At 68.9% G+C, this 20,859-nt stretch carries 22 protein-coding genes and 1 pseudogene; 15 read left to right on the top strand and 8 right to left on the bottom strand.

Features of this window, described 5'->3' with window-relative positions; genetic code table 11:
- Positions 1-450: 450 nt before the first annotated feature.
- The 4 genes from AC07YH_RS13750 to AC07YH_RS13735 all read left to right on the top strand — a co-directional run bounded on the left by AC07YH_RS13750 (position 451) and on the right by AC07YH_RS13735 (position 8,149).
- Positions 451-2,790 (top strand): TonB-dependent receptor, encoded by a 2,340-nt coding sequence (locus AC07YH_RS13750; RefSeq protein WP_494747544.1) that lies wholly within the window; start codon positions 451-453, stop codon positions 2,788-2,790.
- A gap of 139 nt (positions 2,791-2,929) precedes the next feature.
- Complete coding sequence (locus tag AC07YH_RS13745; protein ID WP_494747543.1) at positions 2,930-3,613, top strand: Fe2+-dependent dioxygenase; 684 nt, start codon at positions 2,930-2,932, stop codon at positions 3,611-3,613.
- A 102-nt stretch (positions 3,614-3,715) separates the two neighbouring features.
- Complete coding sequence (locus tag AC07YH_RS13740; RefSeq protein ID WP_494747542.1) at positions 3,716-6,436, top strand: PAS domain-containing sensor histidine kinase; 2,721 nt, start codon at positions 3,716-3,718, stop codon at positions 6,434-6,436.
- A 72-nt stretch (positions 6,437-6,508) separates the two neighbouring features.
- Complete coding sequence (locus AC07YH_RS13735) at positions 6,509-8,149, top strand: MFS transporter (protein WP_494747541.1); 1,641 nt, start codon at positions 6,509-6,511, stop codon at positions 8,147-8,149.
- On the opposite strand, the gene AC07YH_RS13730 is transcribed toward AC07YH_RS13735, so the two are convergent.
- Both AC07YH_RS13730 and AC07YH_RS13725 read right to left on the bottom strand, forming a co-directional pair.
- A complete protein-coding gene (locus AC07YH_RS13730) occupies positions 8,146-9,039 on the bottom strand; it encodes an NAD(P)-dependent oxidoreductase (protein WP_494747540.1) in 894 nt (297 codons plus the stop codon). The two genes, AC07YH_RS13735 and AC07YH_RS13730, sit on opposite strands and share 4 nt — an antisense overlap.
- A 13-nt stretch (positions 9,040-9,052) precedes the next feature.
- A complete protein-coding gene (locus AC07YH_RS13725) occupies positions 9,053-9,367 on the bottom strand; it encodes an MliC family protein (protein ID WP_494747539.1) in 315 nt (104 codons plus the stop codon).
- A 194-nt stretch (positions 9,368-9,561) separates the two neighbouring features.
- Here AC07YH_RS13725 and AC07YH_RS13720 point away from each other — a divergent pair, with 194 nt between their 5' ends.
- The 5 genes from AC07YH_RS13720 (at position 9,562) to AC07YH_RS13700 (ending at position 13,636) form a co-directional block, all read left to right on the top strand.
- Positions 9,562-10,092 carry a (2Fe-2S)-binding protein gene (locus tag AC07YH_RS13720; RefSeq protein ID WP_494747538.1) on the top strand — a complete coding sequence of 177 codons (531 nt, stop codon included), beginning with the start codon at positions 9,562-9,564 and terminating at the stop codon, positions 10,090-10,092.
- The gene (locus AC07YH_RS13715) at positions 10,089-12,269 is read left to right on the top strand and encodes a xanthine dehydrogenase family protein molybdopterin-binding subunit (RefSeq protein ID WP_494747537.1); all 2,181 of its coding nucleotides are present in this window, start codon (positions 10,089-10,091) and stop codon (positions 12,267-12,269) included. The genes AC07YH_RS13720 and AC07YH_RS13715 overlap by 4 nt, the downstream gene beginning before the upstream one ends.
- Before the next feature lie 62 nt (positions 12,270-12,331).
- Complete coding sequence (locus tag AC07YH_RS13710) at positions 12,332-12,835, top strand: helix-turn-helix domain-containing protein (RefSeq protein WP_494747536.1); 504 nt, start codon at positions 12,332-12,334, stop codon at positions 12,833-12,835.
- Positions 12,836-12,996: 161 nt separating this feature from the next.
- On the top strand, positions 12,997-13,434 hold the full coding sequence (locus AC07YH_RS13705; protein ID WP_494747535.1) for a hypothetical protein: 438 nt from the start codon (positions 12,997-12,999) through the stop codon (positions 13,432-13,434).
- Positions 13,412-13,636 (top strand): hypothetical protein, encoded by a 225-nt coding sequence (locus AC07YH_RS13700; RefSeq protein ID WP_494747534.1) that lies wholly within the window; start codon positions 13,412-13,414, stop codon positions 13,634-13,636. Before AC07YH_RS13705 ends, AC07YH_RS13700 begins: the two co-directional genes overlap by 23 nt.
- A gap of 46 nt (positions 13,637-13,682) precedes the next feature.
- On the opposite strand, the gene AC07YH_RS13695 is transcribed toward AC07YH_RS13700, so the two are convergent.
- Positions 13,683-14,303 carry a nucleotidyltransferase family protein gene (locus AC07YH_RS13695; RefSeq protein WP_494747533.1) on the bottom strand — a complete coding sequence of 207 codons (621 nt, stop codon included), beginning with the start codon at positions 14,301-14,303 and terminating at the stop codon, positions 13,683-13,685.
- 30 nt (positions 14,304-14,333) lie between these two features.
- Between AC07YH_RS13695 and moaA the strand changes: the two genes are divergently transcribed.
- The 6 genes and pseudogenes from moaA to AC07YH_RS13665 form a co-directional block, all read left to right on the top strand.
- Positions 14,334-15,362, top strand: a complete 1,029-nt coding sequence (moaA, locus tag AC07YH_RS13690) for a GTP 3',8-cyclase MoaA (RefSeq protein WP_494747532.1) — start codon at positions 14,334-14,336, stop codon at positions 15,360-15,362.
- A 3-nt stretch (positions 15,363-15,365) separates the two neighbouring features.
- Complete coding sequence (locus AC07YH_RS13685) at positions 15,366-15,596, top strand: MoaD/ThiS family protein (protein WP_494747531.1); 231 nt, start codon at positions 15,366-15,368, stop codon at positions 15,594-15,596.
- Entirely contained in the window at positions 15,593-16,036 is a 444-nt protein-coding gene (locus AC07YH_RS13680) for a molybdenum cofactor biosynthesis protein MoaE (RefSeq protein WP_494747530.1), read from the top strand. The genes AC07YH_RS13685 and AC07YH_RS13680 overlap by 4 nt, the downstream gene beginning before the upstream one ends.
- Before the next feature lie 11 nt (positions 16,037-16,047).
- Positions 16,048-16,599, top strand: coding sequence for a molybdenum cofactor biosynthesis protein B (gene moaB, locus AC07YH_RS13675; protein ID WP_494619772.1), 552 nt, complete (start codon positions 16,048-16,050; stop codon positions 16,597-16,599).
- The gene (gene moaC, locus AC07YH_RS13670; RefSeq protein ID WP_494747529.1) at positions 16,596-17,066 is read left to right on the top strand and encodes a cyclic pyranopterin monophosphate synthase MoaC; all 471 of its coding nucleotides are present in this window, start codon (positions 16,596-16,598) and stop codon (positions 17,064-17,066) included. Before moaB ends, moaC begins: the two co-directional genes overlap by 4 nt.
- Positions 17,051-17,163, top strand: a pseudogene (locus tag AC07YH_RS13665) (hypothetical protein); the annotation flags it as partial. The gene moaC and the pseudogene AC07YH_RS13665, both read left to right, overlap by 16 nt.
- 6 nt (positions 17,164-17,169) lie before the next feature.
- Here AC07YH_RS13665 and AC07YH_RS13660 read toward each other — a convergent pair.
- From AC07YH_RS13660 to AC07YH_RS13640, 5 genes are all read right to left on the bottom strand, one after another.
- Entirely contained in the window at positions 17,170-18,969 is a 1,800-nt protein-coding gene (locus AC07YH_RS13660) for a methyl-accepting chemotaxis protein (RefSeq protein ID WP_494747528.1), read from the bottom strand.
- Positions 18,970-19,078: 109 nt separating this feature from the next.
- Complete coding sequence (locus AC07YH_RS13655) at positions 19,079-19,858, bottom strand: class I SAM-dependent methyltransferase (RefSeq protein ID WP_494747527.1); 780 nt, start codon at positions 19,856-19,858, stop codon at positions 19,079-19,081.
- A 46-nt stretch (positions 19,859-19,904) separates the two neighbouring features.
- The gene (locus tag AC07YH_RS13650) at positions 19,905-20,270 is read right to left on the bottom strand and encodes a Rieske (2Fe-2S) protein (protein ID WP_494747526.1); all 366 of its coding nucleotides are present in this window, start codon (positions 20,268-20,270) and stop codon (positions 19,905-19,907) included.
- Complete coding sequence (locus tag AC07YH_RS13645) at positions 20,267-20,557, bottom strand: YciI family protein (protein ID WP_494747525.1); 291 nt, start codon at positions 20,555-20,557, stop codon at positions 20,267-20,269. Before AC07YH_RS13645 ends, AC07YH_RS13650 begins: the two co-directional genes overlap by 4 nt.
- A gap of 4 nt (positions 20,558-20,561) precedes the next feature.
- Positions 20,562-20,846: a YciI family protein gene (locus AC07YH_RS13640; protein ID WP_494747524.1), complete on the bottom strand. Its 285-nt coding sequence runs from the start codon at positions 20,844-20,846 to the stop codon at positions 20,562-20,564.
- Positions 20,847-20,859 lie beyond the last annotated feature (13 nt).

The raw sequence follows: 20,859 nt of genomic DNA, 5'->3' as shown, positions 1-20,859 counted from the left end.
CGGTCGGCCCTGGAACACAGAAACGACGTGGGATGTCGGGCCGAGGAGACGACAGGTTCGGGGAAACCCGGACACCCGGGACCAGGCTTCGCAGCCTGGCCCGCCCGTCGGAGGCTTCAAGGGCGGACAGGCGCGAACAGCGTCGGGACGTCACGCTTCCGGAAAACGATCGCGCGGAGCGCTCGGGCTTCGTCGAAACGGTACCAAACTACACATCCTCCGGACGCTGTCCGGCGCTCCGCATCCCTTTCCCTTCTCACGGCCTTGCCGCGAGACGGCGCCTCCGCATGGCCAGGATCAGGCGCAAGGCCGCCCGAAGCGTCACCTTTTCGCCACATCCGCCGCAATTGAGAACGATTATCATTGCGACAGCTTTGCAGGATCGATAAGAACGCCTCGCAATTTCAAGAGGGGCCCTTCCCCCCGGGCCCTCGGGGATCAAGGACGATCATGCGTAATCCGAACTCCGCCGGCGTTGTGAGCCGGCCTCGTCGCGCCCTGGGCGTCGCCGCCGTCGCCGGTCTCGCCGGCCTGGGCCTGGCGCACGCCGCCGCCGCGACCGAAGCCGACGCCGCCGCGCCGATCGCGACCGCCGCCGCCGCCCCGACCGCTGCTGACGACAAGAACGAAGTCTCGACCGTCAAGATCGACGCCCGCCGCGTCGCCGACCCCTCGTCGAGCAAGTTCACCGCCCCGCTGGTCGATACCCCCAAGTCGGTGACGGTCATTACCTCGAAGATCATCGAGCAGACCGCCGCCACCTCGCTGACCGATATCCTGCGCACGTCGCCGGGCATCACCTTCGGCGCCGGGGAGGGTGGTCAGCCTTTGGCCGACCGGCCGTTCATCCGCGGCTCCAGCTCGGCCAACAACATCTTCGTCGACGGCGTCCGCGACAGCGGCGGCCAGACCCGCGAGATCTTCAATCTCGAGCAGGTCGAGGTCGTCAAAGGCCCCGACAGCGCCTATAGCGGCCGTGGCTCGGGCGGCGGCAGCATCAACCTGTCGTCCAAGACCCCGAAGGCCGACAACTTCGCGCGCGGCTCGGTCGGCGTCGGCACCGACGCCTATGTCCGCGCCACCGCCGACATGAACTACGCCATCAACGAAAGCGTCGCGGTGCGCCTGAACGTGCTGGGCACGCAGGGCAACACGCCGGGCCGCAAGGCCGTCGATTTCGACCGCTGGGGCGTCGCGCCCTCGCTGGCCATCGGCCTGAACGGCGACACCCAGATCACGGTGGCCTACTACCACCTCGACACCAACCAGACGCCCGACTACGGCATCCCGCTGCTGACCAAGACGACCGAGCCGCGCACGGCCTCGGGTATCCTGGCCGTCGATCGCCGCAACTTCTACGGCATCAAGAGCCGGGACTTCCAGAAGACCAAGTCCGACATCGTCACCTTCGCCATCGACCACAAGATCGATGAGGACCTCAATGTCCGTCAGGTGGTCCGCTATTCGAAGAGCCTGAACGACTACGTGGTCACCAACCCCGGCGACGGCGGCGCGGCCCAGTTCGTCCAGGGCCAGTGGTGGATGAAGCGCGGCACCAAGACGCGCTGGAACCCGACCGAGACGGTCGCCGCGGTCACCGACCTGCACGGCAAGAAGGTGTTCGGCGGTCTCGAGCACAGCTTCGACATCGGCGTCGAGCTGAGCCGCGAGGAAAACCAGAACGCCACCTACCTGCCCTACGGCACGACGACCTCGGCCTGCCCGACCGGCTTCACGATCGCGGCGGCGACCCTGACCAGCGTCGGGGGCGGCGACTGCACGCTCGTCTACAAGCCCAACCCGTACGACACCTGGACCGGCACGCTGAACCGCACCCCGGCCTCGCGCAACGTCACCAAGACGGCCGCCATCTACGGCTTCGACACCATCAAGTTCGGCGACAAGGTCATGCTGAACCTGGGTCTGCGCCACGACAGCTATGAGAGCGGCGGTGTCGACACCTCGGTGACCAGCGCCAACGGCGTCGTCACCGGCGTGACCTATGTGGCGCGTGGCGGCTCGTGGGACTTCACCAACTACCAGGTCGGCCTGGTCTACAAGCCGACCGCCAGCTCCAGCATCTACGCTTCATACGGCACCTCCTCGACGCCTCCGGGCATCTCGGGCGGCGACCAGAACAGCAACACCACCACGGGTACGGGCAACCTGGCCACGGTGCAGCTGGAGCCGGAAGACAGCATCAGCTACGAGCTGGGCGCCAAGGCCAACGTCTTCAAGGACACGCTGGCCCTGTCGGCGGCGCTGTTCAAGACCACCCGCAAGAACGCCCAGATCCAGATCGACGCCAACACCTACGCCCAGGTCGGCGAGGTCGAGGTGAAGGGCTTCGAGCTCGGCTTCTCGGGCAACGTCACCCCGAAGTGGCAGGTGTTCGGCGGCTACACCTACATGGACAGCGAACTGGTCAAGGGCGCCTATACCAGCGTCAACCAGGGCGACCCGCTGGCCAACACGCCCAAGCACACCTTCTCGACGTTCACGACGTACAAGATCACCCGGCAGTTCGCCCTGGGCGGCGGCGCCTACTACGTCTCGACCAGCTTCGGCGGCAACCAAGGCGGCGCCGGCGGCGGGACCAACAAGGCCTACGCGCCGTCGTACACCCGCTATGACGCCTTCGCCTCGTACACGATCAACAAGAAGGTCGACCTGCAGCTGAACGTCCAGAACCTGACGGACAAGCGCTACATCGCCCGCACCAACGGCGTGCACCACGCCGATCCGGCGCCGGGCCGCCAGGCGATCCTGACCTTCAACGTGAAGTACTAGTCCTCCCCGACTACCAGGCTTCACGTTCCGCGCCCCGTCCGGTTTGCCGGGCGGGGCGCTTTACGTTTGGGGCTGATCCGGATCAAAGGAAGACCAGCGCGGGCCGGCTAGGCTGGACCCACGACGAGGAGCGGTCCAAATGATGCTGCAAATCCCCGAGGTGCTGACCAAGGCCCAGGTCGCCGAGTGCCGGGCGATCCTGGACGCGGGTCCATGGGTCGATGGCAACCTGACCTCGGGCTTCCAGGCCGCGCGGGCCAAGACCAACGAGCAGTTGCCGCAGGACAGCGACGCGGCGCGCACCGTCGGCGACGCGATCCTCCGCGCCTTGGAGGCCAACCCGCTGTTCGTCTCGGCCGCCCTGCCGGAGTTCATTCTGCCGCCGATGTTCAACCGCTATGGCGAGGGCATGGGCTTCAAGGACCATGTCGACAACGCCATCCGCCGCGACCCGGTCAGCGGCCGACGCCTGCGCACCGACCTGTCGGCCACGCTCTTCCTTGAGGAGCCGGAGAACTACGATGGCGGTGAGCTTGTCGTGAACGACCTCTATGGCGACCACGTCGTCAAGCTGTCGGCCGGGGACATGATCCTCTATCCCAGCTCCAGCCTGCACCACGTCACGCCGGTGACCCGGGGCCGCCGCACCGCCAGCTTCTTCTGGATCCAGAGCCTGATCCGCGACGACGCCAGGCGCACGATGCTGCTGGAGATGGACGTCGCCATCCAGCGTCTGGCCCGCAAGGTCGAGGCCGACGACGAAGGCGTCCTGTCGCTGACCGGCGTCTATCACAACCTGCTGCGCCAATGGGCCGAGGTCTGAAAATAACGTGCTTAATGAGCATGTTCGTGGAACATCGGTCGGCTTTGCGAACCATAAGTTTACGGTTGCGTTCCACCATCCGCCCAACTTGGCGGAGACTTGATGTCACAGGGGCGAGATACCGCAGGGGCTAGCAGCGCGCTCTCGCCGTTCGGCGAGGCGGAAGCCGCGCGTTGGCTCTTCGACAACGCCAATGACCTGTTCACCGTGGTCTCGCCCGAGGGCCGCTTCGTCAGCGTCAACGGCGCCTGGACCACCTTGACGGGCTGGACCGCCGAGGAGCTGATCGGCCAGCCGACCCTGAAGTTCTGCCATCCCGACAGCCAGGACGCCCTGATCGACAGCGGCCGCTGCATGCGCGAGTCCGGCTCGGTGGTCAACGAACTGAAGATCCGCTGCAAGGACGGCCGCACCGTCTGGGTGCAGGGGCGTTCGCGCCTGGGTCCCAACGGCGAAATGATCGGGCTGATGCACGACATCTCGGCCGAGGTGGCGATCCGCGCCGAGCTGGAATCGGCCCGACGCACCCGAGAGATCCTGGCCGAGGAGGCCGGCATCGGCGTCTGGAGCTACGAGCCGGAAGGCGAGCGCATCGACTGGTCGCCGGACGTCCTGGCGCTGCTGGGCCTGTCGCCGGCCGACGTGGCCACGGCCGACCAGTTCCTGGCCCGCCTGCCCGACGACCAGCGCGAGACCGTGCACGAGGCCTTCCGCCACGCCACCCGCACCGGCGAGGGCGGATCGGTCGAGTTCAGGCTGCGCGGCGACGACGGCCGCTGGCACACCTTCCGCAGCACCTATCGCGCCGGCGAGCGGCGCGGCCGCCTGTTCGCCCTGAAGGGCATCACCCAGAACATCACCGACGTCGCCCGCAGCCGGGACAAGGCCATCTGGAGCGAGCGCCGGGCCCGCCGCCTGGTCGAGGACGCCCCGTTCGCGGTGGCCGTCTACGACCTGGACATGCGCCTGCGCCTGGTCAGCCCGCGCTTCCTGGAAATCTTCCGGTCGACCGAGGCCCAGGTCATCGGCAAGACCCTGTCCGAGCTGACCAATGGCGGCCGCCGCCGTTTCGTGGCCGGCGTCACCCGGGCCCTGTCGGGCGAGGTCGTCGCCCGCCGCGAGGATCGCCTGTTCGACGCCGAGGGCGTGGAGCGCGCCTTCCGCTGGGAGGCCCGGCCCTGGCTGGACGGCGCCGGCGAGATCGTCGGCGTCATCACCTATATGGATGACGTCACCGCCCTGACGGCCGCGCGGCGCGAGGCGCGGATCAACGCCCGCCGCCTGAAGGTCGCCCTGGCGGCGGCGCGGGCCGCTGTCTACGAGATCGACCACGAGGCCGAGACCTTCTGGGGCTCGCCCGAGTTCCACCGCATGATGGGCCGCCGCATCGGCTATGACGACGTGCGTCAGGCCATCTGGCCGATGGTCCATCCCGAGGACCGCGCCCGGGTCTATGAAGGCGCCGTCGAATGGTGGCGGGCCGGCCTCGGCGGGGCCCAGGAATACGACGTCCGCCTGATCTCGCCGCAGGGCGAGGCGCGCTGGGCCAGGATCTTCCACGACGTTCGCCGCAACGCCCAGGGCATCGCCCGCAAGGCGGTCGGCCTTGTCTTGGACATCGACGAGAAGAAGAAGGCCGAGCTGGCCCTGATGGCCGCCGAGCGCGCCGCCCAGGCCGCCAACGAGGCCAAGGCCCAGTTCTTGGCCAACATGTCCCACGAGATTCGCACGCCGATGAACGGGGTGCTCGGGGTCATGCACGTGCTCAAGCGGGAGCTGCCCGCCGGCGACAGCGCCGACCTCCTGGGCGAGGCCTTGGCCGCTGGCCAGATGCTGTCGACCCTGCTGGACGACGTCATCGACATCTCCCGGATCGAGGCCGGGCGCCTGGACCTGAACCGCGAGCCGGTCGATCCGCGCGAACTCGTTAGGGGCGTGGCCCGCCTGCTGGCCGGCCAGGCCTCGCACAAGGGGCTGCGGCTGGAGCTCGATCTGGCCGACGACCTGGGCTGGATCGAGACCGACCCGACCCGCGTGCGCCAGGCGCTGTTCAACCTGATCGGCAACGCCGTGAAGTTCACCCTGAAGGGCTCGGTGACCGTCCGGGCCCGCAAGTTCAGCTCCGCGGCCAATGGGGAGTGCGGCCCGCGCCTGGTCTTCGACGTGATCGACACCGGCATCGGCGTGCCGCTGGAGGCCCAGACCAGCCTGTTCGAACGCTTCCAGCAGGGTGACGCCAGCACCACCCGGCGCTTCGGCGGCTCGGGCCTTGGCCTGGCCATCACCCGCAAGCTGGCCCAGATGCTGGGCGGCGAGGTGTCGTTCCGCTCGACCCCGGGCGAGGGCTCGACCTTCACCCTGACCATCGCCGCGCCGCCGGCCCAGGCCCCCAGCGTGGCCGAGCCGGCCCGCGACGCTCTGCTGGACGGTCTGAAAATCCTCGTGGTCGAGGACAACCCGACCAACCAGTTGGTCGCCCGCCGGATCCTGGAGCAGCTGGGCGCCAACGTCAGTGTCGCCGACGACGGCGCGGCCGGCGTCGAGGCCGCGCGCGATGGCGGCTTCGACCTCATCCTGATGGACGTGCAGATGCCGGGCATGGACGGGCTGGAAGCCTCCCGCCGCATCCGCGCCCTGCCGGGGCCGGAAGCCCGGGCGCCGATCATCGCCCTGACCGCCAATGTCATGGCCCACCAGCGCGCGGCCTATCGCGCCGCCGGCATGGACGGAGTGGCCGCCAAGCCGATCTCCCCCGCCGCCCTGGTCGCCGAGATCGTCCGCCTGTCGCAGGCGGGCACCGAGCGTGAAGGCGCCGTCGCCTAACCCCGTTCCGCAGACCCTCTCCCCTTGGGACCTGAACCACGCTAAGCAGGTCGAAAATACGGGGGAACAAGGATGGCCGCAGCCGGTCAGGAACGCGCCTCGATGCGCACGGTCGTGGCGGCCTCGTCGGCCGGCACGGCTTTCGAATGGTATGACTTCTTCATCTTCGGCAGCCTGACCCAGGTCATCTCCAAGACCTTCTTCGCCGGCCTCAACGACACCGCCGGCTATATCGCCGCCCTGGCCTTGTTCGGCGTCGGTTTCGCCTTCCGGCCGCTGGGCGCGCTGGTGTTCGGCAAGATCGGCGACCAGGCCGGCCGCAAGGGCGCGTTCCTGGCCACGGTGCTGCTGATGGGCGGCGCGACCTTCGCCATCGCCTTCCTGCCGACCTACCAGCAGGCCGGTATCATCTCGCCGATCCTGCTGATCCTGATGCGCTGCGTGCAGGGCTTCGCCCTGGGCGGCGAGTATGGCGGGGCGGCGATCTATGTCGCCGAGCACTCGCCGGCCAACCAGCGCGGCTGGTCGACCTCGTGGGTGCAGAGCTCGGCCGCCTTCGGCCTGTTCGGGGCGTTGCTGGTGATCATGGCCACCCGCGCCACGGTCGGCACGGAAGCCTTCGACGCCTGGGGCTGGCGCGTGCCGTTCGCGGTGTCGATCGGCCTGCTGGGCATCTCGGTCTGGATGCGGATGAAGCTGTCGGAAAGCCCGACCTTCGCCGCCATGAAGGAAGAGGGCCAGGCCTCCAAGGCGCCTTACGCCGAGGCGTTCGGCCAGTGGAAGAACATGAAGCTGGTCATCCTGGCCTTCCTGTCGATGATGTGCGCCCAGGGCGGCGTCTGGTACACGACCTTCTTCTATTCCCAGACCTTCATGGAGAAGTTCCTGAAGGTGGACGCCGCCACCATCAACGGCGTCATGATGACCGCCACGGCGATCAGCGCGGTGTTCTACGTCGTCTTCGGCTGGCTGTCGGACAGGATCGGCCGCAAGCCGGTGATGCTGGGCGGCATGACCCTGGCCCTGCTGTTCTACTTCCCGGGCTTCCACCTGCTGGAAAAGGCCGCCAACCCGGCCCTGGCCGAGGCGACGGCCAAATCGCCCGTCGTCGTCGTGGCCGACCCCAAGGACTGCTCGCTGCAGTTCGACCCCGTCGGCAAGACCGCCTTCGTCACCTCGTGCGACATCATCAAGAGCGCCCTGGCCAATGCCGGCGTCTCCTATGTCAACCAGAAGGCCCCGGCCGGTTCGACGGCGGTGATGAAGATCGGCGGCGCCGAGATCGTCTCCAAGAGCGCCAAGGGCCTGCCGAAGGCCGAGGTCAAGGCGGCGAAGACCGGCGTCGAGACACAGATCAAGGCCGCCCTGGCCAAGGCCGGTTATCCGACCAAGGCCGATCCCGCGCGGATGAACAAGCCGCTGATGCTGGGCGTGCTGTTCGTGTTCGTGCTCGGCGCGACGGCCCTGTTCGGTCCGCTGGCCGCCTGCCTGGTCGAGCTCTTCCCGACGCGGGTGCGCTACACGGCCCTGTCCCTGCCCTATCACATCGGCACCGGCTGGGTCGGCGGCTTCGTGCCGTTCTTCGCCTTCGCCATCGTCACCGCGGTCGGCAACATCTATGCCGGCCTCTGGTACCCGATCGCCTTCACCCTGATCAGCGTGCTGACCACGGCCTTCCTGCTGCCGGAGACCAAGGACCGGCCGCTGGACTAGGCGGTCGCGGCCGGCAGCACCTCGACCGCGACGCCGGCCTGGGTCAGCGCATGCACCAGGGCCGGATCGACGGCATGGGTGATCAGCCGGACGATCTGCCGGCCTTCGCGGGCCAGCTGCACCAGATGCTCGGCGTCGGCTTTCGAGGGATCGAGCCGGTCGACGTCGCGGCGGGCCATCTTGACGATCTCCGGATCGGCGTCGCCGTCCAGCACCAGCACGTCCGCCGCGCCCAGGGCCCGGCTGGCGCGCAGGGTCAAGAGGTCGGCGGGACCCTTGCCGGCGATGAAACGCACCAGGCCCTTGCGCGCGGTGCCCTTGGCCAGAGCCTCGCGGAACAGCTGACCGGCCTTCTCCATGTCGCCCTCGCGGGCGGCTTGGGCGGCCTCGCCCAGCACGGCGTCGCGCAGGAAGGCCCGGCGCTCGTGCAGGGCCGGCAGCGCGCCGCGCACCTCGCCCTGAAACTTCTGCAGCAGGGCCGCGACCCGGCCGGTGCCCTCGGGCACCTGGGCCTCGATGTCGTTGCGGAGCATGGTCGCCAGCACCGGGGCCGAACCGCCCGTGCCGACGGCCGCCACCACCTCGCCGCGATCGATCACGGCCGGGGTGTTGAAGTCGCAGAGCGCCGGCCGATCGACGACATTGACCAGCACCCGCGCCGCTCGCGCCGCGCCGGCGGCGGCCTGGACGAACACCTCGTCCTGGCTGGCGACGAAGGCCAGGATCGCGCCGGTATAGGAGCCGGGCAGATAGGCGTCGTGCCCTTCCAGCCGGATGATCGTGGCTGGCGAGCCCTCGAACAGGCGCGCCTTGGCGTCGGCGGCGTCGCCGGTTCCGGCGATCACCACCTTGCGGCCGGCCAGGGGGAAATAGGCGGGGAAGCTGTCCAACGCGAACCTCGGATTATTGCGAACGGCAGTCGGTGTACGGACCACCGGGGAAGCCCTTGAGCATGGCGTCCGCGCCCTTGCTCCAGAGCTCGGCGTCGCCGGCCGTATAGCGGGCGCCGGACGCCGAACGGGCGAGCTTCAGGGTCTTGGTCGCGCCACCGGCGGTGACCACCACCTTCTTGCCGTGCAGGGCGTAGGCGGAGGTGAAGCGCTTGCCGGCCTTGCAGCTGTAGCGGATCGGCGCGTCGGTCGAGTCCATCGGAGCCACGGTGGCGCAGCCCGCCAGGACGACGGCCAACACGGCGAGGGGAACAACAACGCGGCGCAACAGGGATCCTCCGTTCGGGGCGAGCGCGAGCATAGCGGGTTTCGAAGACGGCGCCCGCCCGCCTTCGCATCTGCGGAAGCGTTTTTACATTGTCGCACGTTCCAACCGTTGTTCGGATTCCTCTGGCCAGACGGGGACTGAACGGTGTTAGGTTTCGATATCGGCGAGACCTTATCGTTGGGAGACGAAGACGCATGGCCGTGACGCTCGACATCAATGGCAAGCCGACCGCGATCCAGGCAGCGCCGGAGACCCCGCTGCTGTGGGTTCTGCGCGACGAGCTGGGCATGACCGGCACGAAGTTCGGCTGCGGCATGGCCCAGTGCGGGGCCTGCACCGTGCATCTGGACGGCCAGCCGATCCGCTCGTGCGTGACGCCGATCGAGGCGGTCGGCGCGGCCAAGATCACCACGATCGAGGGCTTGGGCGGCCAGCATCCGGTGCAGCAAGCCTGGGTCAGGCATGACGTGCCGCAGTGCGGCTACTGCCAGTCGGGCCAGATCATGTCGGCCTGCGCGCTGCTGGCCCAGAAGCCCAAGCCGTCCGACGAAGACATCGACAACGCCATGGCCGGGAACATCTGCCGCTGCGGCGCCTATCAGCGCATCCGCGCGGCGATCAAGGACGCGGCCGACTTCGGTCCGCCGACCGGCGAGAAGCACGCGGACATCGACGACGCCATCGTCGCGGCCTCGGGCGCGACCAACCGTGGAGCCGGCCGATGAACGCGCCCTTCAAGCCCCAGGAAAACAAAGGGGCGACGCGCCGCGACGTCGTCGTCGCCTCGGCCCTGGTCGGCGGGACCCTGCTGGTCGGCTGCTCGCCGGCCGACATCATGAGCGCCGGCTCCAAGGTCGAGGTCGGGGCCTTCGGACCCTTCATCAAGATCGCGCCCGACGGCGCGGTGACGGTGATCTCCAAGCACATCGAGTTCGGCCAGGGCAATCACGCCGGTCTCGCCGCCATCGTCGCCGAGGAGCTGGACGCCGACTGGACCAAGGTCCAGGTCGAGCAGGCTCCGGCCAACGCCAAGCTCTACGCCAATGGCGCCCTGGGCGCGCAGCTGACCGGCGGCTCGTCGGCGATCTCCAATTCGTGGGACCAGCTGCGCAAGGCCGGAGCCGGCGCGCGGGCCATGTTCGTCCAGGCCGCCGCCAACAAGTGGAACGTCGCGGTCGGCGAGATCACGGTCAAGGACAGCGTCGTCACTCACACCTCGGGCAAGACCGCCGGCTTCGGCGAGCTGCTGGCCGATGCGGCGAAGGTCCCCGCGCCGACCGATCTCAAGCTGAAGGACCCCAAGGCCTTCACCCTGATCGGCACGGACCGGGTGCGCCGCAAGGACGCCCAGATCAAAAGCGACGGCACGGCTCGTTACACCCAGGATGTCCGCCTGCCCGACATGCTGGTCGCGGTGGTCGCCCACGGCCCGCGCTTTGGCGCCAAGGTGAAGAGCTTCGACGCCGCCGAGGCCAAGAAGGTCGTCGGCGTGATCGACGTCTATGATATCCCGACCGGCGTGGCGGTGGTGGCCCAGAGCACCTACGCCGCCCGCATGGGCCGCGAGGCGCTGAAGGTCGAGTGGGACGAGGACAAAGCCGAGAAGCGCGGTTCGGCCGCCATCGCCCAGCTGTTCCACGACGTCGCCAGCGGCAAGAACACCGAGACCAAGTGGGAAGGCTTCGACCAGCGCGGCGACGCCACGGCGCTGAACGTCGCAAAGGGCGCCGACGTCTTCGAGACCACCTACGAGTTCCCGTACCTGGCCCACGCGACCATGGAGCCGATGAATTGCGTGGCGGCCGTGGATGGCGGCAAGGTCAAGCTGACCTTCGGCTCGCAGGGCCAGACCCTGGACCAGCTGGCCGCCGCCAAGATCGTCGGCTGCCTGCCCGGCTCGGTCGAGATCGAGACCCTGTTCGCCGGCGGCTCGTTCGGCCGGCGGGCCAACTTCCAGTCGGACTATGTCGCCGAGTGCGTCCACATCGCCAAGAAGGTCGGCAAGGGCCGGCCGGTGAAGCTGGTCTGGACCCGCGAGGACGACATGCGGGCCGGCTATTTCCGGCCGCTGACCGTGCACGCCGTGAAGGTGCAGCTGGACAAGGACGGCTATCCGGCCGCCTGGCGACACCGGATCGTCAGCCAGTCGATCATGAAGGGCTCGCCGATGGGCGGCAAAGGCCCTGACCAGACGGCGATCGAGGGCACGGCGGGCTCGCCCTATCTGAAGGCCACGCCGATCGTCGACGCCCAGGTCGCCCTGCCGGACGTCGGCGTGCCTGTGCTGTGGTGGCGCTCGGTCGGCGCGACCCACACAGCCTTCGTCATGGAGCACACGATCGACCAGCTGGCCGCCAAGGCCGGCAAGGACCCGATCGAGTACCGCCGGGCGCTCTACACCAAGGCCGGGGCCGACCGGCACCTGGCGGCCCTGAACCTGGCGCTCGAGAAGGCCTCGGCCCCCACGGTCGGCTGGACGCGCGGCGTGGCGGTGCATGAGAGCTTCGGCTCGGTCGTGGCCCAGGTCGCCGAGGTCAAGGTCGAGAACGGGGTCCCGCGCGTCGGCCGGGTGGTCACCGCCATCGACTGCGGCGTCGCCATCTCGCCCGACCAGATCGCGGCGCAGATGGAGGGCGGGACCTGCTATGGCCTGTCCGCCGCCCTGTTCGGCGAGGTCACCTTGACCGACGGCCAGGTCGATCAGAGCAACTTCGACCGCTATCGCGTGCTGCGCATCAACGAGGCGCCGGTGGTCGAGACCAATATCGTACCATCGGGCAATCCACCCAGCGGGGTGGGCGAGCCCGGTACGCCGGTGATCGGTCCGGCCGTGGCCAACGCCCTGTTCGCCCTGAACAAGACCGCCACCACCCGGCTGCCGTTCGTGCGTTCTGAAGCCTGATCGTTCAATTTTACCCGTTTCGCTCGCTAGACGGGAAGAATTGGGCCGCCCATCTTGCGACGATGGTTCAGAGCGTCAGTACCGCGTTTGAAAAGCTGACCCCGCGCGAGCGGGAGATCCTGCGGCTGATCGCGGGTCATCTCCAGTCCAAGGAGATCGCCCGCGCGCTGAACCTGTCGCCCAAGACCGTCGAGATGCACGTGCTCAGCGCCCGTCGGCGGCTGTCGGGCATGAGCCGCCGTGACGCGGCCCTGGCCTTCGTGGCCTGGGAGGGCGGCGACCCCGGCAATGACTACCGTAAGCAGCCAGACGCTCTGGCAGCGCTTCCAGACCTGCCGCCTTCTGAGCGGGAGATCGGATACGGTGATGAGCGTGAAAACAACGGCCTGGAGCCCCCGAAAGGCGCCCCCTACATGCCCCGACAAGGCTGGCGGCATGCGCTGAGCACCGTCCAGTGGCTGGGATTGCTCCTGGGGACGACGGCGTTGTTCGCCGTGCTCCTAGCGGTCATCGCCATTGGCGTCCACGAATACATGCTGGCGATCCGGGGCATCGTTCGACCCTAGGCCGCCAGGCCTTCAACAGATCAATCAGTGCCCACCCCAACGCGCGACATTCGCCGCGCGACAGGACCCGCTTTGCATGAACGCCGCATGCCTTCCCTTGGCGCCGACCGATAATACGTCCTACTGCCAGGATCGACCTTCGGTCTTGGCGAGCTCGGTACGTGTTCGAAATCCTGGTGCCCTATATCGGCTATCTGATCTCGCTGGTGATCTGCGGCGTCGCCATGTTGCAGAACGATCCGCCGCTGCGTTGGTCGGCGGGGGTGTTCATCATCGGCTGGATGCTGACCCCGGCCGTGAGCCACGTGGGGCAATCGGGCTGGGATACGCCCGTGGCCATCGTCGACACGAACGCGGCGTTGATCCTCATCTGGGTCTCGCTGCGCTGGCGGCGGCTTTGGTCGCTGGTGTTCGCGGCGCTGATGATCCTGCTCGTGACGGCGCGCGTCATCGCCTATTTCGACCGATCGATCGTCCGGTACGCCTACCAGGCGTCCAACAACGTCATCGTGGTCTTCCAGATGCTGACGCTGATCGTGGCCACGGTGCTGACCGTGCGGGCCCGGAGACGGGCCGATGAGGGAGCACTTCGATCCTGACCTCGACGCGATCGCAGACGAGCAGGACACCGCCGAGTTCAAGCGCAACCTGATCGGGGTCAACGCCGATCACCGTCGGGTGCTGCAGGTGCTGCTGCCCAAGCTGGCGGCGCTGCAGGAGCGCGGCGACTCCGCCGCCGCCCTGAGGCTGATCGCCGAGATCAAGCGCATCGTCATCAGCGAGGATACGCCGCTAAACTGATCCAACGGGCGAAGGTCGCCGCCGGGCCTCGGGGGAGAGCCCGGCCTCAGCGGCCTTCGATGGCGCGGGCGAGGTCCTCGGGTCGATCCACGTCGAGGTGGATCCCCGGATCTTGCACGGGAATCCGCGCCAACCGGGCGCCCGCGCTCTCCAGGAGGGCGCGGGCGCCTTCGTCTCCGGACAGCGCCCGCAGGGCCGGCAGCCAGGTCGCGCCGAACAGCACCGGATGGCCGCGCCGACCCAGATGCAGGGGCGCGACGATGTCGTGCGGGCTCTCCAGGGCGCGAGCCAGCAGGGCGGGCGTGGCGGGATCGACGGCCGGCATGTCGCCCAGGAACACGAAGACGCCGGCCGTGTCCTCGGACAGGGCCGAGGCGGCGGCTCGCAACGAAGCGCCCATGCCCTCATCCGCGTTCTCGACCGGGACCACGACCAGCTTTTCGGAGGCCTTCAGTCGATCCGCCGTCGCCTCGACGGCGGCACGCACGGCGGGGTCGGCGACCGCCACGAACACCCGCCGCGCCGGCGACAGGAAGGCCGTGCGCAGGCCGTGGGCCACCAGCGGCGCGCCATCCAGCATCGCGAGCAGTTTCCCGCCGCCGAAGCGAACGCCACGGCCCGCCGCCAGCACGATGGCGTCTAACCCGTTGGTATCGCTTTGCGTCATGGGCTCCAGCGCCTATTCTTACAGACAGACATGACGCCCTATGACGACAGTCCCACGCAAGCGGTTCATACGCCCACCCAGTTGATCGATGGGTTCGGCCGCGCCGTCACCTATCTGCGCGTGTCGGTCACCGACCGCTGCGACCTGCGCTGCGTCTACTGCATGTCCGAGCACATGACCTTCCTGCCGAAGGCCGAGGTGCTGACGCTTGAGGAGCTGGACCGCCTGGCCTCGACCTTCGTCGGCCTGGGCGTGCGCAAGCTGCGGCTGACGGGCGGCGAGCCGCTGGTTCGCAAGGGCTTCATGGACCTGGTCGCCGGCCTCTCGCGCCATCTGCGGACGGGAGCGCTGGACGAGCTGACCCTGACCACCAACGGCCTGCAGCTGGAACGCTTCGCCGCCGACCTGGCCCGTCACGGCGTGCGGCGGATCAATGTCTCCCTCGATACCCTCAAGCCCGACCTCTTCCGCAAGCTGACCCGGGGCGGCGACCTGGAGCGGGTGATCGCCGGGATCGACGCGACCCTGGCGGCGGGGATCGCGGTCAAGATCAACGCCGTGGCGCTGAAGGCCGACAACGCCGCCGAGCTGCCCGACCTGATCCAGTGGGCCCACGCGCGCGGCTGCGACATGACCCTGATCGAGACCATGCCGATGGGCGAGGTCGATCAGGACCGCACCGACCAATATCTGTCGCTCCAGGACGTCCGCCGCGACCTGTCGTCGTTCTGGACGCTGGAGGACATCCACCACGCCACCGGCGGCCCGGCCCGCTACGTCCGGGTAGCCGAGACCGGCGGGCGGCTGGGGCTGATCACGCCGCTCAGCAACCACTTCTGCGACACCTGCAACCGGGTGCGCCTGACCTGCACCGGCACCCTGCACACGTGCCTGGGCCGCGACGACGCTAGCGACCTGCGGGCGGTGATGCGCGGCGGGGCGACCGACGCCGAGCTGCGCGGGGCGATCTTCGCGGCGATCGGGTCCAAGCCTCAGGGTCACGACTTCCAGATCGCCCGGCCGGCCGTGGCGCGCCACATGTCCACGACAGGCGGCTAGGCGATGGCGCGGGTGCTGCTGTTCGGACGCCTGGCCGACCAGGCCGGCTGGCGCGACCGCGTGGTCGAGGCCGGCGATCTGGCGACCTTGAAGGATATCCTGTCGGCCGACCTGGGTGACGCGCTGACCGGCCCAGGTGTCCAGGTCGCCATCGACAAGACCATCGTGCGCGGCGAGGCAGCCCTCACCGCTACGACCGAGGTCGCCTTCCTGCCGCCGATGAGCGGCGGATGATCGTCACCCTGACCGACCAGCCGTTCGAGCCTGGCGCGCTCGTCACCGCTTTCTGCGCCGGTCGCCAGGAGACCGGGGCGTTGGCCACCTTCGTCGGCCTGGCCCGCGCCGAGCAGGGGGCGGCGGCGGCCTTGGAGCTGGAGGCCTATCCCGGCTTCACCGATGCGGCGATCGGTGAGATCGCGGCCGTCGCGATCGATCGGTTCAAGCTGCACGACGTCCACATCGTCCACCGTACGGGCCGGATCGCGCCGGGCGAGGCTATCGTCTTCGTCGCCACGGCCGCCGGCCATCGCCGCGAGGCGTTCGAGGCGTGCGACTTCCTGATGGACTACCTCAAGAGCCGCGCGCCCTTCTGGAAGAAGGAGCACGGCCCGGACGGCGCGCGCTGGATCGAGCCGACGGACCGCGATAGGACCGACGCCGAACGTTGGGACTGAAGGAGACGGGAATGACCGAAGCGCTGAAGCCGGGCGGCGGGATCAAGCCGGACCTTCCGTTCAAGCCGGTCCGCGTGGCCGTGCTGACCATCTCCGACACCCGCGACGAGGAAAGCGACACCTCGGGCCAGATCCTGGTCGACCGCGTCAAGGCCGCTGGCCACGAGCTGGGCGGCCGGGCGGTGGTCCGCGACGACGTCGAGCAGATCCGCCAGCAGGTCCGCGACTGGATCGCCGACAAGGCCGTGGACGCCATCGTCACCACGGGCGGCACGGGCCTGACCGGCCGCGACGTCACCCCCCAGGCGCTGGAGCCGCTGTTCGACAAGAAGATCGACGGCTTCTCGGTGATCTTCCACCTGGTGTCCTACGCCTCGGTGGGCCTCTCGACCCTGCAGTCGCGGGCCACGGCCGGCCTGATCGACGGCGTCTTCGTGTTCTGCCTGCCGGGCAGCAATGGCGCCGTGCGCGACGGCTGGGACAAGGTGATCTCCGCGCAGCTGGATAGCCGCCACAAGCCCTGCAACATGGTCGAGCTGATGCCGAGGCTTCTCGAGCAGTGAGCAAGCTTACCCATATCGACGACCAGGGCCGGGCCCGGATGGTCGACGTCTCCGACAAGCCGGCGACGGCGCGCGAGGCGGTGGCCACGGGCTTCGTGCGGATGAGCGCCGAGACCTTGGCCCTGGCGGTGTCGGGTTCCGGCCGCAAGGGCGACGTCCGCGCCGTGGCCGAACTGGCCGGGGTCATGGCGGCCAAGAAGACCTCCGACCTGATCCCCCTGTGCCATCCGCTGGCGCTGTCGAAAGTGGTCGTCGAGGTCGAGCCTGGCGAGGGCGGGCTGTCGGTGACCGCGCGGGTCAAGACCACGGGTCCGACCGGCGTCGAGATGGAGGCTTTGACCGCGGTGTCGGTGGCCTGCCTGACGATCTACGACATGCTGAAAGCCGCCGAGAAGGGCATGGTCATCGAGGCCGTGCGGCTGCTGGAGAAGACCGGCGGGAAGTCCGGGGACTGGACGGCCGGCTAGAGCGCGGCCGAAGCCTCGCCCTTCGACAAGCTCAGGGTGAGGTTTCTAATGCGGCGTCCGAAGTAGTCCTCATCCTGAGCTTGTCGAAGGACGAGGGCGGGCCCTAAGCCGCCCGACGCTGCCCTGCCTCACCCGCGATCCGCAGCTCGCCCATCCGTTGGGCCAGACGCGTGGCTTCCTGGGCAAGGGCATGAGAAGCCGCCGTCGTCTCCTCCACCATCGCCGCGTTGCGCTGCGTCACCTGGTCCATCTGGTTCATGGTCGTGTTGACCTCGGCCAGGCCGCGAGCCTGTTCCTGGGTCGAGGCGGCCATTTCGCCGACCAGGCCGTCGATCTGATCGACCTCCTCGGCGATGGCGCGCAGGGCCTCGCCGGCCTTGCCGACATATTGCACGCCCTGGCCGACTTCGGCCGTGCTGGCGCTGATCAGAGTCTTGATCTCGCGGGCCGCGTCGGCCGAGCGCTGAGCGAGCGCCCGCACTTCTTGCGCCACGACCGCGAAACCACGACCGGCTTCACCTGCCCGCGCGGCTTCGACGCCGGCGTTCAGGGCCAGCAGGTTGGTCTGGAACGCGATCTCGTCGATCACCCCGATGATCTGGCCGATCTGGGCCGAGGACTTCTCGATGGCGCCCATGGCCTCGACGGCCTGGGTGACGATCGAGCCCGAGGCGTCGGCGGCGGTGCGGGCGCGCTCGACCACCTTGCGGGCGCGGCTGGCGCCCTCGGCGGTCAGGCGCACGGTGCTGGTGATCTCGTCGAGGGCGGCGACGGCCTCTTCCAGGCTGGCGGCCTGGCGCTCGGTGCGGCCCGACAGGTCGTCGGCGGCGGCGGTGATCTCGGCCGTGCCGCCGTGGATCGCGGTCACCGCGCCCAGCGAGGCGGCGATGACGCCCGACAGCTTCTCGACCGCGACGTTGAAGTCGATGCGCAGCTTCTCGTAGCCGGCCGGGAATGGACGGTCGAGGCGCTTGGAAAGGTCACCCTCGGACATCGACTTCAGAGCGCCGGCCAGACTCTCGACCACGGCCTCCTGGGTGGCTTCGGCCTCGTCACGGCGCTGTTCGGCCTGCGCGCGCTCGATCTCCAGGGCGTCGCGGACGTCGGCGGCCTCCAGTTCCTTGCGACGGGCCTCGACCGTGTCGTGGAAGGTCTGCAGGGCCTGGGTCATCTGACCGATCTCGTCCTGGCTGCGGGTCTTGGGCAGCACGACCGACAGGTCGCCGGCCGACAGGCGGCGCAGGGCGCTGGTGATCTGCACCAGCGGCGCGACCAGACCCTTCTGGGCGGCGATCATCAGCACGGCGGCGAAGGCGGCGGCGACCAGCAGCAGGGCGCCCATGACGACCTGGCCTAGCAGGCTCATCGACTTGGCGGCCTTGGCGTCGCGGGTGGCGGCGGCCTCGATCTTGGTTGAGGCTTCCTCCATCTTGGTCTCAAGGGCCGAGAACTGGGTGGCGAAGCCCGGCAGCTTGGCGCGCGCGCCGGCCGCGTCGGTGTCGGCGTGGCCGACAATGTCGCCAGCGGCGGCGATATAGGTCGCCAGCGGGGCCTCGACGTCGGCGAGGGCGGCCTTCACGGCCGGGTCCTGGGCGAGGCCGTTGCTGGTGGCGATGTCGGTCTTGAACGCTTGCGTATGCTCGGCCAGGTCGGCGCGCACGGCCTTGAGGTCGACGCCCAGGGCCGGGTCGGCGGACATGATCCCGCCCATGACGTCGGCGCGCAGGGCGTCGTGCATCATGTCGGCGTGCATGTGCAGGCGCAGGATCTTGGCGGAGGTCTCCGAACGGGTGAGAGCGGAGTCGAGGCTCATCGCCACCCACAGGCCCGTACCGGCGGTGGCCGCGCACAGAAGCGCCGCGCCGGCGGCGGCTCCCATGACCTTCTGACCCAAGGACGCCATGTCGGTATCTCCCCGCGACGCATCGCAATTTCGCGAGGCAGGATGCGGGGATAGGTGTCTAACGGCCCTTAACCTTGGCCTTGTCGGGCCGGCGACATAACGTCGCTCTCTAGCGCGGGATCTCGCTGGTCTTGACCAGGGCGACCTGGCGATAGACGGCGGCGACCTCGAAATAGCGGCCGAAGGCGGCGTGGAACTGGTCGACGGCCTGCTTCACGCCCGGTCCGCCGATCTCGCTGATGTCGTGCCAGTAGTCGTCCAGCACCATCATGCCGCCGACGCTGAGCAGGCTGGCGCAGAAGCACAGGTCGATCAGCACGGCCAGGGCCGTATGGCTGCCGTCGACATAGATCAGGTCGAACTGCTCGTTCCGCTCCAGCATCTGGGGCAGGACGTAGGTCGAGAAGCCCTTGTGGGTGTCGAGGCTGCGGAAGCCGCACTTGGCCATGTTGCGCGCGAAGCGCGGCTCGACGGCGTGGTACTTCTCTTCCGGGTTCAGGGCCTCGTCGAACCAGGGATCGATGACCGTGACCGCCAGGCGGCTGGGCAGCAGCCAGTCCATGAAGGCCAGGTTCCGGCCCTCATAGGCCCCGATCTCCATGTAGCGGATCGTCTCGCCCGCCGGGCGCTTGGCCGCGAAGTCGCGCAGCAGCGGGGCCACGAACGGGATGTTGTTGCTGGCCCAGGTCGAGGTGAACTCGAAGCCGGCCTGTTCCGCATGAGCGTTGAACGCGTCGACCACGGTGGCGTCACGCTGGCCGCCCAACATGGTCTTGGCCAGGTTCGGGGCCAGGCGCGGATTGATCTTGGTCAGCGAGCGCAGCTTGGCGAAGCCCGCGCGGTGCGTCACCGCTTCGGCGTCGAAGTGCATGTCCGTGCCGTCGGCCATGGTCCCTGGTCCTCGCAATCGTTGGCGAGACCGTAGAACAAAGGTCTTAAGCGACGATGATCTGGCCGTCGCGGACCTCGACCGGCCACGGGAACAACTTGTCGCCGGGGCAGGGGCCGGCCACGCAGGCCCCGTCTTCGATCTTGAACAGCGCCGCGTGGCCCGAGCACAGGATCAGGTCGTTCTCGCGGGTCAGGTAGCGGCCGGCGAAGCCCGCCAGCGGCCAGCCGGCGTGCGGGCAGCTGTCGACATAGCCGACGACGAGGTCACCCTTGCGGACCACGAAGCCGGCGAACATCGCGTCGTCATGGCGGTAGCGGAAGCCCTTCGAGCCGGGGTCGGAGACCTCGTCCAGGGCGCACAGCACCGTGCCGGCGGCGGGCCGGGCGGGGTTGTCGAGCTCGACGTTCATGGCGCTGGGACCGCGTCGATCCCGACCGGCCACTCGTGGATCTCGATCCGTTCGAAGAGGCCGGCCTGGACGTAAGGATCGGCCGCAGAGAACGCCCGCGCGGCGGCGAAGTCGGCGACCTCGACCGCCATCAGCGAGCCGCGCATGACGCCGGCTTCGTCCTTCAGATAGGCCCCGAACCGGTAGTCCGCCCGCGAGCGCACGAAGGCCAGGTGCGCCGGGCGCGTGGCCTGGCGCAGGTCTTCGGTCCCGGGTCTGTCCAGGCAGTGCAGGGCGAACAGCGGCAAGCGGTCAGCCGATCGAGCCGACGCCCACGCGCCAGCCGTCGATGGCCACGCTCTCGAACAGGCCGGCCAGGGTGTAGGGGTCGTTGTCGACGAAGGTCTGGGCGGCGGCGCGGTCCTCGGCCTCGATGATCAGCATCGAGCCGATCGGCGAACCGGCGTCATCCAGCAGCGGGCCGGCGGCCTTCACCAGGCCCGCGCCGTTCAGATAGTCCAGGTGGGTCGGGCGGGTGGCCGCGCGCAGCTCGAGGGCGCCGGGTTTGTCCTTGCAGTAGACGACGAAGAGGGCCATGCGGCGGTCCTTG

The organism is Caulobacter sp. GW456-12-1-14-TSB4, from assembly GCF_059424195.1.
Note: the sequence above shows the minus strand (reverse complement) of the source record. Positions and strands in the feature narration are given on the sequence as shown.

Coding starts and splice junctions, on each gene's coding strand:
- AC07YH_RS13715 (WP_494747537.1), top strand. CDS start 10,089: ATGAACGCGCCCTTCAAGCCCCAGGAAAACAAAGGGGCGACGCGCCGC.
- AC07YH_RS13650 (WP_494747526.1), bottom strand. CDS start 20,270: ATGAACGTCGAGCTCGACAACCCCGCCCGGCCCGCCGCCGGCACGGTG.
- AC07YH_RS13720 (WP_494747538.1), top strand. CDS start 9,562: ATGGCCGTGACGCTCGACATCAATGGCAAGCCGACCGCGATCCAGGCA.
- AC07YH_RS13685 (WP_494747531.1), top strand. CDS start 15,366: ATGGCGCGGGTGCTGCTGTTCGGACGCCTGGCCGACCAGGCCGGCTGG.
- AC07YH_RS13710 (WP_494747536.1), top strand. CDS start 12,332: ATGGTTCAGAGCGTCAGTACCGCGTTTGAAAAGCTGACCCCGCGCGAG.
- AC07YH_RS13750 (WP_494747544.1), top strand. CDS start 451: ATGCGTAATCCGAACTCCGCCGGCGTTGTGAGCCGGCCTCGTCGCGCC.
- AC07YH_RS13695 (WP_494747533.1), bottom strand. CDS start 14,303: ATGACGCAAAGCGATACCAACGGGTTAGACGCCATCGTGCTGGCGGCG.
- AC07YH_RS13745 (WP_494747543.1), top strand. CDS start 2,930: ATGATGCTGCAAATCCCCGAGGTGCTGACCAAGGCCCAGGTCGCCGAG.
- AC07YH_RS13680 (WP_494747530.1), top strand. CDS start 15,593: ATGATCGTCACCCTGACCGACCAGCCGTTCGAGCCTGGCGCGCTCGTC.
- AC07YH_RS13640 (WP_494747524.1), bottom strand. CDS start 20,846: ATGGCCCTCTTCGTCGTCTACTGCAAGGACAAACCCGGCGCCCTCGAG.
- AC07YH_RS13735 (WP_494747541.1), top strand. CDS start 6,509: ATGGCCGCAGCCGGTCAGGAACGCGCCTCGATGCGCACGGTCGTGGCG.
- AC07YH_RS13655 (WP_494747527.1), bottom strand. CDS start 19,858: ATGGCCGACGGCACGGACATGCACTTCGACGCCGAAGCGGTGACGCAC.
- moaA (WP_494747532.1), top strand. CDS start 14,334: ATGACGCCCTATGACGACAGTCCCACGCAAGCGGTTCATACGCCCACC.
- AC07YH_RS13660 (WP_494747528.1), bottom strand. CDS start 18,969: ATGGCGTCCTTGGGTCAGAAGGTCATGGGAGCCGCCGCCGGCGCGGCG.
- AC07YH_RS13740 (WP_494747542.1), top strand. CDS start 3,716: ATGTCACAGGGGCGAGATACCGCAGGGGCTAGCAGCGCGCTCTCGCCG.
- moaB (WP_494619772.1), top strand. CDS start 16,048: ATGACCGAAGCGCTGAAGCCGGGCGGCGGGATCAAGCCGGACCTTCCG.
- AC07YH_RS13700 (WP_494747534.1), top strand. CDS start 13,412: ATGAGGGAGCACTTCGATCCTGACCTCGACGCGATCGCAGACGAGCAG.